The sequence below is a fragment of the Anaerocolumna sp. AGMB13020 genome (genome assembly GCF_033100115.1).
GTDB lineage: Bacteria > Bacillota > Clostridia > Lachnospirales > Lachnospiraceae > Anaerocolumna.
This window is the reverse complement of sequence record NZ_CP136910.1, coordinates 1344262-1354887: the sequence shown is the minus strand read 5'-3', so window position 1 is coordinate 1354887 and position 10626 is coordinate 1344262. Positions and strand designations below refer to the sequence as shown.

General features: G+C 40.9%; 1 protein-coding gene. It reads left to right on the top strand.

Annotated elements, in window-relative coordinates:
• Positions 1-19 precede the first annotated feature (19 nt).
• On the top strand, positions 20-10612 hold the full coding sequence (locus R2R35_RS05350) for an SDR family NAD(P)-dependent oxidoreductase (RefSeq protein WP_317733474.1): 10593 nt from the start codon (positions 20-22) through the stop codon (positions 10610-10612).
• Positions 10613-10626 lie beyond the last annotated feature (14 nt).

The following is a 10626-nucleotide window of genomic DNA, read 5'->3' as shown; positions in this document are numbered from 1 at the left end:
ATTACGAAGGGGGTATTAGATGTCTGGGAATAATTATACGGAAAAAGAAATCTATCAAATGCTATTTAACCATGAGATAACCAAAGAAAAGGCTCTTTCTTTGTTGTCAGCTGCCCCTCAAAGGACAGCAGCTGAGGCAGAGCTAAAGGAAAGTCATGTTCATATCCTGGAGGAAGCAGACAACAAGGCTTATCAGGCAGAGGATATATTGGCTGAGATTGTTAAAATAGTAGCCGGTAATCTGCACATGTCAGAGGAGGAGTTAGCGTATGAAATGAGTTTTAAGGACCTTGGCGTTGATTCTATAAACGGGATTGAAATAATCCGTGATATAAACAGGTTTTATGGCTTAAATCTTGATGCTGTTGTAATTTATGATCATGCCGATGTAACGAAGCTAAGTGAATTCGTATTACAAGAACTAAATAAGAACCTTATCACGCTAGCCCGGACAGGTGTGAATACCCCCGACAAAGAATCTGCCCGGGAAGAATATACAGATAACATCGACTCTGCGGAATCCGGTGCTGAGGAAGAAGAGGTGTATTTCATCTTGTCGGATATTATATCCTCCAATCTGCATCTTCCCAAAGAAGAACTTCGATACGAAGTAAGTTTTAAAGAACTGGGTGTTGATTCCATCAATGGAATTGAAATTATCAGAGACGTAAATAAAAGCTTCGGGCTAAATCTTGATGCAGTTATAATCTATGATTATTCCACGATTACAAAGCTTGCTGAGTATGTGGTACAGGAGAGAAACAGAACTTCAAAAGCCCTAAAGGAAATAAATACGGAATATAATCTAACGTATAAATTTCAAGCGGGAAATAAAAGCCACCTTGAGGAAAGCAAGAATAATACGGAAAATAAAAAAATTAGGCTTGGCAGTACAGATACGAATTATTGCAAAGCCAATAATTTAAGAATTGACGAAAGTAAGCATAATCATGTAATAGATGATAGTATTAGACGAGATGGTACTATACGAGAAAGTACTATACGAGAAAGTAATAAACGAGAAAGTAATAAACGAGAAAGTAGTAAACAAGAAAATAATAAAAAAGAAGATATAAAACAGGTAGATTATTATCGAGAGGATATAAAACAAGAGGATATAAAACAAGAGGATATAAAACAAGAGGATATAAGACAAGAGGATATTAAAAAAGAAGACATTCTAAAAGAAGATATTAATCAGGACATTAATAAAAAAGAGACTGCTAAACCTGATAAAATTAAACTCAGTAATTTAAAGCATGGTTATTTCATACCTGAATATAACGAACAAAGAAAAAATCAAAAATATGAAGAACAAGATAAACCGAGGTTACAATATAGCAACTCCGTAATCCAAAAACCGGCTGCTATACAGCTAAGCTCTAAGGAACATATTAAGAATGCCATTTCAGCAGATATCAAATCTAGTGTAAACGCTGCCAATCAGGATATAACTGACATTGCCATTATAGGGATATCCGGCCGATTTCCGGGAGCAGAAAATGTGGAAGAGTTCTGGTCTAATCTGGAGCAGGAGAAGGATAGTATTATTACGGTACCAAAAGAACGCTGGAATGCAGAAGAATTCTATGATCCTGATCCCAAAGCACCAGGTAAATCCTATAGTAAAGTGGGAGGGTTCATCAGGGATATTGATAAATTTGATCCGTTATTTTTTAATATTTCCCCAGTTGAGGCCGTTTATATGGATCCCCAGCAGAGGCTTTTTCTGGAGGAGGTGTGGAAAGCCCTGGAGGATGCAGGCTGCTCAGACAGAAGTTTGTCGGAAAAGAAATGCGGTGTATTTGTAGGAGCCTCTCAAGGGGATTATGTAAAGGCACTAACCAGAAATAATTCAGAAAACAGCGGTGAAGCCTTTACTGGAATGGCGGTATCCATACTGGCTTCCCGCATATCCTATTTTTTAAATTTGATCGGTCCCTGTATCACGATAGATACGGCGTGTTCTAGTTCTCTGACGGCACTTCACCTTGCCTGCCAGAGTATTAGAAACAGAGAAAGTGACATGGCCATTGCAGGAGGAGTCAGACTGATGGTCACGCCGGACTTGCATATAGCCACCAGTAAAGTGGAGATGCTGTCAAAGGCCGGTAAATGTAGAGCTTTTGACAATTCTGCTGATGGAACCATCATCAGTGAAGGGGTAGGAGCTATCATACTAAAACCCCTGAAAACTGCGTTGGAAGAAGGACATTCCATATATGGAGTCATTAAAAGCTCCGGTATAAACCAGGATGGAAAAACCAATGGAATAACAGCACCCAGCATGCAGTCTCAGATAAGATTGGAAACAGAGGTCTACGAAAGAGCGAGCATTAATCCCAGGGAAATTAGTTATATTGAAACTCATGGGACAGGCACAAAATTAGGGGACCCTATTGAAGTGAAAGCCCTGACCAGTGTTTTTGAAAAGTATACCTCCGATAAGCAATTTTGCGTCATCGGTTCTGTAAAATCCAACATTGGACATACAACCACCGCTGCCGGTGTAACCAGCATTATAAAAGTCCTCCTGGCAATGAAACATAAAAAGATACCTGCCACACTTCATTTTCAGGAGCCCAATACGCATCTAGCTTTAAAGGATACTCCTTTTTATGTCAATCAGAAAACCCTTGACTGGAGAGTCCATAAGGATAAACCAAGATTAGCGGCTATCAGTGCCTTTGGTTTTAGCGGGACGAATGCACATGTTGTTTTACAGGAATTTAAAGGAGAAAAGGAAAAGGAGCTTACCCCTGCGTATCCTTATTATTTAATTACCTTATCCGCTAAGACCCGCGAGTCCTATGACCGGAAGATGAAAGATTTGCTAAACTGGTTAGAGAAGCCAGAGAATAACAGTAATCTTGGGAATATTGCATATACTTTGCAGATTGGCAGAAGCCATTTTAATATCAGAGGTGCATTGATAGTAAACAGTTGTTTGGAATTAAAAGAAAGGCTTAAGGAGTTGGTGGCAACCGGTCAGACCACAGACTATTTTATGGAGGCCAATAATTCAAAACCTGTAAAAACCGATGCAAATACAAAAGTCCAACTCAATAAGATTTTTGAGGTACTGAAAAGCAGCACAATTGCTGAGCAGAAAACCTATAAAGAGAATCTGACAGAACTGGCAAGGCTCTATGTACAGAACAAAGTAACCGGCTGTGAATCTATTTATGCAGGCCATACGTTTAAATTTGTACATCTGCCCACCTACCCTTTTTTCGGAGATCGATATTGGGTTGAGAAAGAGACAGAATTATATGCAGAAAACAAATCCACAGCGTTTCTTCATCCTATGATAGACAGAAAGCTTTCCGGTACGGAAGAAGCTGCTTATGAAAAATCTTTTCAGGGCACAGAATTCTTTTTGAAGGATCATATCGTACAGAATGAGAAAATCCTGCCTGCTGTAGCTTATCTGGAAATAGCAAGGGCAGCAGGCAGCAATTTTCAAAACAGAAAGGTTATGAAAATAACGAATAATTACTGGCTTAATGCCCTTAAAGTAAAGGATTCCACCCAAAACATCAAGATAACCTTATTTCCGGACAAAACTGACAGTAATGTTATGGAATACGAGGTAATAAGCCAGGAGCAGAATGAACAGGAAATTTTACATGGAAAAGGTCAGCTTGAATATATTCCTTCAAGCCAGGAAGGCTTAAAGGAATATCTGGATTTAAACGCCATAAGAGCAAGGTGTCCCAGTCTGATAACCGGACTGGAGTGTTACCAGCTGTTTAAAAAAGGAGGACTAAAGCTGGGAAAAAGTTTTCAATCTATACAGGAATTGTATTACAACGAAAATGAAGTACTGGCTTTTATAAAGTTACCGGAGCATTTAAGAGAAACCTTTCAGGAATATCGGCTTCATCCGACCATTATGGATGGAGCCTTAGAGGCAGTGATCGGAATGGTAAGTGCAAAAGCCAGGAATGGCAGCGTAACCTTGCCTTATTATATCGGCGAAGTGGAGATTCTGGATGACTTGACAGAAAACTGTTTTTCCTATGCAAGATATACCGGGCGGAAAAAGAACGGGTTGCAGGAATCGGATAGTTACGAGGTATTTATCCTGGATGACAAAGGGAAAGTATTGGTTAAAGTAAAGGATTTTTCCTTATGGACCATCGGAGTGAAAGCAAATGAAGTCCAACCAGCAGGGAATCAGATCCATTACTATAAGTATATCTGGGAAAAAAGTGATCTCTGGCTGCCGCAAAACCACCCGGAGGTCTTAGGCAATGAGCTTTTGGTCTTTGATACAGACGATATTTTATCAAACTATCTGCGTAAAAAAATGGCTGGGAAATATACCATTATTCTGGTGAAACCCGGGACAGATTACGTAGAAGACGGTAATGACTTTACCATTGCTCCAACTCAAAAAGAGAATTATGTACGTCTTCTTAAAAGTCTAATGCAGAAGGAGCATTTTTCAGGGAATATCATCTATCTGTGGTCAAAGGAGCCGGACTATGAGTTTGAATCGGTTTTGATACAGGACCTGGAATATACAATCTATCCGCTTCTGTATCTATACCAGGCGGTAGAGCGTCTGGCACCAGAAAAGAGAATTAATCTGAACTATATGTTTCAAGGCAATGGAAAGGTATTTTCACCCTTTAGCGCAGCTTTTGGTGGTTTTGCAAAAACCCTGCAATTAGAAAATTTAAAATATAGCAGCAAAGCCATACAGTTCGATGGAACCTTTTCTTTAGAGGAGGTAAGCAATCTGATCCTTCTGGAATTACTTGCTGCAGCAAAGGAGGAGATTGAAATATTACATACTCCTGAAGGAAGGTTCGTCAGGACGATACAGGAGTATTTGATAGAAGACATTAATATACAGAAAGAAAATAATATAGGGAAAGAGAATAGTATTCAGAAAGAGAATAGTATTCAGAAAGAGAATACTATACAGAAAGAGAATACTATACAGAGAGAAAACACAGAAAGCAGTTCAAGAGGCAGAGAAGACTTTAAAACAAAAGGAGTATATCTGATTTCCGGTGGTTTTGGCAAACTTGGGCTGATTGTTGCACAATTTTTGGCGGAGGCTTATCAGGCAAAGTTGTGCTTAACCAGCAGAAGCCCGCTGGATGCAGAAAAAATATCACATATAAAAGAATTGGAAGCTTTGGGCAGTGAAGTATTATTTGTACAGGGGGATGTGTCAGTCCTTAACGATACGGCGGTGATCATAGATGCTGTAAAAGAAAGATTTGGCCGGATTAACGGAATTCTTCATTGTGCCGGTATGACCAGAGATAACTATTTGAGAGACAAGCAAAAAGAGGATATGGAACAGGTAATCATACCAAAAGTTCAGGGGACCATTAATCTGGATCTTTTAACAAAGGACGAACCCCTGGACTTTCTAATTCTATTCTCTTCCACGGCGGCAGTTACCGGCAATCTGGGACAGGCAGATTACGCATATGGTAATTGTTTCATGGATTATTTCTCCTGTTTGCGTAATGAACTTGGTAAACAGGGGCTGCGGTATGGAAATACCCTGTCCGTTAACTGGCCTTTATGGAAAGCAGGAGGGATACAGGTAGAGAAAGCAACGGAAGATTTATTTGTCAGTATGGGAATTACAAGCCTTGAGACAAGCAGTGGAATTCAGTCATTGAAAGATACTTTGAGGTCTGGTGAAGATCAGCTGGTGGTATTGCAGGGGGATGGACAAAAGCTGCGTAAGCTTTTGGGGATGATGGATACAGCAGCAGATGTGAATGCTAAACTGATTCATGCCCGAAAAAATGAAGAAAATCATGCACAGAATAGTACCCGGTATCAAGCCGAGAATCACGCGCAGAATAGTGTACAGCATCATGCTAAGAAGCATGTCCAGAATCTTGCCCTGAATAATACCGAGGATTATACCCAGAGAAATATTCAGAGTAATACGGAAAGTAATATATCAGACAATACTTTGTATACCTTTCCTATGACCGATATCTTGGAAGATATCCACCGGGATGTTAAAAATGCGGTAAAGGAAATCCTTCGAATCAAAGAAAAAGATATATTTCTGGAAAAAGACATGAATGAGTATGGATTTCATTCCCTGACCTTTACGGAACTGGCAAATAAAATCAATCAACTGTATTCCATTCAAATAAACCCCAGCATTTTCTTTGAATATGGTACTTTGGGTGCACTTTCGGATTACTTGTACAAGGAGCATTATGACAGCATATTAGCAGTCCATGGGAAAGAAGAAACAGAACAGATAATGCCAGGGAATCTGGTCAGTGTCACTGCCGTTAAAGAAGACTTTTCCAACACTCTGCCCGGAAAAAGAGAACCTATTGCCATTATAGGAATAGGAGGTGTCATGCCTCAATCGGAGGATATGTTCTCATTCTGGAGAAACTTAGAAGAAGCAAGGGATCTGGTGACAGAAATACCTTCTGACCGTTGGAAAAAGGAAGAGCTGCCGGATAATATTTCCAGCTGGGGTGGATTTATGAAAGAAATCGACAAATTTGACCCATTGTTTTTCGGTATATCACCCATGGAAGCAGAATTAATGGACCCCCAGCAAAGAATCTTTTTGCAGACAGTATGGGAAACCATTGAAGATGCGGGATATAAGCCCTCTGATTTGACAGGTTCCAATACGGGCTTATTTGTGGGAGTTTCTACCACGGATTACAGGGATGTGCTAAAGGACAGTGAAATAGAAGCCCTGACCTCCACCGGTAATTCTCATTGTATTTTAACGAACAGGATTTCCTTCTTGCTAAATCTCCATGGGCCCAGCGAACCCATTGATACTGCGTGCTCTTCTTCCCTGGTGGCAATCCACAGGGGAGTAGAATCCATCTACAGCGGTGATTGCGATATGGCAATCGCAGGTGGTGTTAATGTAATCGCAAGCCCTACCCTGCATATCTCCTTCAGCAAAGCCGGTATGCTCTCACCGGATGGACACTGCAAGACTTTTGATGAAAAAGCCAATGGTTATGTGCGTGGAGAAGGTACCGGGGCAATTTTATTAAAGCCTCTCAGCAAAGCGCTTAAGGATGGAGATACTATTTACGCCTTAATTAAAGGTACAGCAATCAACCACGGTGGACGCGCGGCCTCCCTGACAGCGCCTAACACCAAGGCACAGGCAGAGGTTATTATGAAAGCTTTTGAGAAAGCCGGATTTGAACCGGAAACCGTCAGCTACATAGAAGCCCATGGAACCGGCACCCAGCTTGGAGATCCCGTGGAAGTGAACGGATTGATAAAAGCATTCAAAGAAATGGGTAAGAAGGACATTACAACAGCAGGAAAGCAGGCCTACTGCGGAATTGGTTCGGTAAAGACGAATATCGGACATCTGGAAACAGCAGCAGGCATTGCCAGTGTTCTAAAAGTTTTACTGGCCTTTCAAAATAAGATGATTCCCGGAATCGCTAATTTTAGCGTACAGAATCCTTATATCAGGTTAACAGACAGTCCTTTCTATATCGTAGAAAAGACAAAGGAATGGAAGACCTTAACCGATGAGTATGGAACGGAATTGCCAAGACGTGCAGGCGTTAGCTCCTTTGGTTTTGGAGGTGTAAATGCACACATCGCACTGGAAGCCTATGAAGGGAAGAACAAGGAAAAGGACAGTACGGACACACCCTATATCTTTATCATATCGGCCCGAAACAAAGACCGGTTAGCTGCCTATGCCCTGAAAATGCTCTCTTTTCTTAAGCGGGAAACTGAAAATAACTACGAGGGATTAAAGAATGGTTCCCTTTCTGACTTTGCATATACACTGCAGGCAGGGCGGGAAGAGATGGATGAAAGGCTTGCAATCGTATTTTCAGACTTGAAAGAGTTAATTCATAAACTCACGGACTATCTTCAGGAGAAAGATGGAATAGCTGGCTTGTACCAGAAGCATTTGGAAAAAGGCAAAGGAAATACAGCGTTAGAAGAAAGTACTACAGCCTCAGCCATAAAGGAACTTATGCAAAAGGGCGAATTCACGAAATTAGCAAATCTCTGGGTATCCGGTGCTGAAATTGACTGGAAGCAGCTGTATGGTGAAAAACAATTGACGCGGATCCCTTTACCTACCTACCCCTTTGAGAAGCGAAGAGTGTGGAAAACGGCTGAAATAAACGTTTCCGCAAGAGGACCGCAACAGGAGAGGGTAAAAGAAAAAAGTCCTCATACAGCTGCTTCATTTAATCAGGTAATGCCAGATGAAAGTGCTGCCTCCCTGGAAGATTGTTTTTATCTGCCAACGTGGAAACCCCTACCGCTGCCAGATAAGAAAGAGAGTAGCGTAAGTAACCTGGTAGACAAAAAGGTATTAATCCTCGTACCAGCAAAATATGCTGATATGAGCCGGCAATTCATGGATTATTACGGTAAGGCGGAGGTCTATGTAATTTTTCTGGGTTCAGAAAACAGAAGAATAGGTATGAATTCCTGGGAAATAAATGCTTTTGATGAGAAAGGCATAAGTGACTGTCTGGTAAGAATCGATGGCTTGGATTATGTATATTTTCTGGGAGGAATAACCTCACAGGATATTGCTTTTAAAGAACCGGACAACTTGGAAATAACACAGGAAATGGGTGTTCTCTCTTTGTTTCGCCTGATGAAAGCATTTGTTATGAAAGAACTGGACAATCAAAGGCTTCATATAAAGATAATAACCAATAATGTCCATACCTTAGGAGAAGAGGACGTAATACCTTGCGGCGGCAGTATCTTAGGATTTGCAAAATCCATGGCCAAAGAATTTCAATACTGGAAAACTACCTGTATTGATATTGATCTTCAGGAATGGGAAAGCGATAAAGAAACGCTGACCCGATTCGTTGCAGAGGAACCTGGTAATAGAAATGGGGAGGAGATAGTAATCCGGAACAGGCAAAGATACCTCCATAGGATAATACCAACTGTTATGAATAAAACAACAACTACTTCCTTTAGAAAAGACGGTGTATATCTGATACTGGGCGGTGCAGGAGGTATTGGCTTGGAATTCTGTCGGTATCTTACCCTTAAGGCAGGTGCTAAAGTAGCTTTGCTGGGACGCTCGGAGCTGGACGCAGAAAAGTATGAGAAGATTTCATCCATGAAAGCCTCAGGCGCAAAGCTTCTATATGTGAAAGCTGATGCCACCGATTTATACAGTATGAAAGCAGCCGTTCAGGAAGTAAAACGGGAATTTGGTGGAATCAATGGAGTTGTTCATTCTGCCATCGTAATGAAAGACAGAGCAATTCGCAATATGTCCGAAAGGGATCTTATGGATTCCCTGGAGCCTAAGGTAAGAGGAAGTATTATCTTATATGAGGCAGTAAAGGAGGAAAATCTGGATTTTATCATGTTCTTTTCCTCTATCCAAAGCTTTGTCGGCAATGGGGGACAGGCCAATTATGCGGCTGCCTGCGGGTTTAAGGATTCTTTTGCCCTTCATTTAAGGAAAGCAGGAAACCTTCCTGTGAAGATTATCAATTGGGGATATTGGGGCAGCGTTGGAGTTGCTTCCTCTGAGGAGCATAATAGAATAATGGCTTCAAAAGGTATGCTCTCTATTCAACCGGAGGAAGGGATGGAAGCAATCGAAAGAATCCTGGCTGAGAAAGCTGTCTGCCAGGTCATAGTGTTGAAAGCCAAACCCTTCCTTTTGAAACAGACAGACATCATTGATAACGCAAAACCTGAAAAAAGCTCAACCCAGAAGACACAACAAGTGAATCCACTGGTATATGAAAATAAAAGCAAAGAAGAGGGAATGCAGGCAGTTACCGGCAGTCCAATTAAGGTATTTAACTCAGGAGGCTCTGACAGAGATTGGAACAACAGCCTATTAGAGTATTTAAAGGTACGAATCATCCAATGTATCTCAGAGGTATTAAAGGTAGAAGCAGGAGAAGTTGACAACAGTACCTCCTTTTCTGATTATGGCGTTGATTCCATCACCGGAATGGAATTAATTGACCGTATGAACAATGAGTTTGATCTTACTCTGAAAACGACGATTCTATTCGACTACAGCAATGTAGATGACCTGGCAGGTTATTTGGAAACTGAGCTCGGGCAAGAGGCAGAAAAGCAAGTTGAGGGTGATTCAGAGTGGAATCCAGATAGCTCTGACTGGAATGCAGATAGCTCTGATTGGAATCCAGATAGCTCTGAGTGGAATCCGGATAGCTCTGCTTGGAATGCAAATAGCCAGGAAGAGATTGTGATGAATCAAAGTGTTACAGAAAAACTCATTGCCTGCATTACAGATACCCTGAAAGTAAACCGGGAGGATATTGATTTTACCATGCAGTTCTCTGAATACGGTGTAGACTCCATTACCGGTGTATCCTTGTTGAGAAATATAAATGATGCTTTTGGTATAGTCCTGAAAAACACGGTTCTATTTGACTATAGCAATATTCAGTCGTTAAGTGAGTATTTATGCAGGGAATTTAATCTGGAAACAGAAGCCGCCTTGACTTCGGCAGCAGAAACTTTTGATAACAGAAAGGCTTCAGAAGTTGATCCTTTGGAGCTTTTAGCAAAAGGAATATTGAATATTGAGGAAGTAATGGAAATGATTTCTGGAAGGAATACTGAAAATCCAGCATAAGGCTTGGTCATAAT

Coding starts and splice junctions, on each gene's coding strand:
- R2R35_RS05350 (WP_317733474.1), top strand. CDS start 20: ATGTCTGGGAATAATTATACGGAAAAAGAAATCTATCAAATGCTATTT.